The 1,850-nt window shown below is 32.1% G+C and carries 2 protein-coding genes; one reads left to right on the top strand and one right to left on the bottom strand.

Translation table 11 applies throughout. From position 1 onward, the window contains the following. On the top strand, positions 1-741 hold a 741-nt coding region (locus ACT8VG_RS10795), incomplete at its 5' end, for a nucleotidyltransferase (protein WP_444195874.1). A 118-nt stretch (positions 742-859) separates the two neighbouring features. Here the strand turns inward: ACT8VG_RS10795 and ACT8VG_RS10790 are convergent. Next, positions 860-1,850 (bottom strand): glycosyltransferase family 2 protein (locus ACT8VG_RS10790; RefSeq protein WP_444195873.1); only part of this gene is annotated, 991 nt, incomplete at its 5' end.

Below are 1,850 nucleotides of genomic sequence, written 5' to 3'. Positions count from 1 at the left end.
TTCAGAGAAGTTATTGGGAATCGTATTGAAGAAGTTGCTAAGAAGTATGATGTAGAAATTGCATATGCATTCCAGGATTTAAAGGCATTACCAGAAGGTATTGAATGTCCCGAAGGACGTACTAAGCCTTGGGGTACTGGACAGGCAGTACTTGCATGTGATGGTTTAATTAATGAACCATTCGCAGTTATTAATGCAGATGACTATTATGGTAAGGAAGCATTTGTACAGATTCATGATTTTTTATTAGACTATACACCTGAAAAGCCAGATCATCTTGCGATGGCAGGATTTATCTTAAAGAATACTTTAAGTGATAATGGTGGTGTGACTAGAGGTATCTGTGCAGTGAATGAAGAAGGATACTTAACTGATGTAGAAGAAACTAAGAATATTGAAAAGACTTCTACTGGGGCACGTGTAGGAGATAAAGAAATTGATCCTAACGTAAATGTATCTATGAACTTCTGGGGATTAACTCCTGAATTCGTAAATACTTTAAAAGAAGGTTTTGTAGAATTCTTTGAAAACATCAAGGATCCACTAAAGGATGAATATTTATTACCTATCTATATTGGTGAACTTCTAAGAGAAAATAAATTAAGTGTTAAGGTATTAGAAGTACAGGATTCATGGTTTGGTGTGACTTATAAAGAAGATGCACCTGTTGTAAAGGAATCATTTAAGAAACTTATTGATGAAGGTGTATATTCTACAAATCTATTTGATAATATTAAGTAAAGAAAAAGGCAGTATGCAGAACTTAGCATACTGTCTTTCATTTTATAGTGATAAAAAGAAGTCCTGTATCTCCTTATCACACAACATCGTACATAAACATCAAATATATTATATAAATTTATTTACTCTTAGAAAACTGTTTCTGTCTTACTTGTCCTACAAGTAATGCGAATCTATTCATCTTATGTTTTAAGAACCATAATGGTACTTTACGTGTCATAGACATACCATTATAGTTAGAGTTCTTTATAGCACGTTTAAATAAATCATTCTTCATTAATGTATTTAAAGAAGACATCGATTTATCTTTATTTTGTGGATGTGCACAATAGTTTACTAGAATAAGTAATACATGATAACTTACAAAGTTATAGAATAATGTTTCTATATTCTTATCTTCTGCCATGACATCTTTTAAGTCTTCTTCTACTGCTTTCATAGATAAGAGGAATTTATCTGCATAAGCTGTATCAAACTTACGTACTGCAGATTGATCATTGAATATATAATGAACTAAAGGATGTTCGTCACCTACAATAACATTCCAGTTCTGTGAGGCACGTGCACAATATTCTGCATCTTCTGCAAGACTTAATTCTTCATTCAATAATACATTTTCAATAGTAGAAGCTTTAATGAGTTTACCCCAGCAGAATCCTACACCTGCCTGTACATTTAACAGATCCTTTAAATAATCCTTCCAGTCCTTATACATTGTATCTCTTATATAGTGAAGCATCTTTTCACTATGATCACTATAGTCTCTACTATAGTTACAGATTACACAATCTGCATCTGCTTCTACTGCATGATTTAATAGTATTTCACAGGCATTACTTTCAATCCAGTCATCTGCATCTAAGAACATGATATAGTCTCCCTTAGCTGTTTTTACACCTAAGTTTCTACCAGAACATACACCGCTCTTAGAATTCTTTACAACTGTCACATTATCTTTATTATTTAATTCACTTAAAGTATCCTGCAACGCATCATTACATCCATTATCAATAATAATCACTTCTACATTTTGATAAGTCTGATTCAAACAGCTTTCGATTGTCTTATTGAAATAAACAGGATTTCCACGATATACAGGAATAATAATA

The sequence above is a fragment of the Catenibacterium sp. genome (assembly GCF_052354645.1).
GTDB lineage: Bacteria > Bacillota_I > Bacilli_A > Erysipelotrichales > Coprobacillaceae > Catenibacterium > Catenibacterium mitsuoka_A.
Note: the sequence above shows the minus strand (reverse complement) of the source record. Positions and strands in the feature narration are given on the sequence as shown.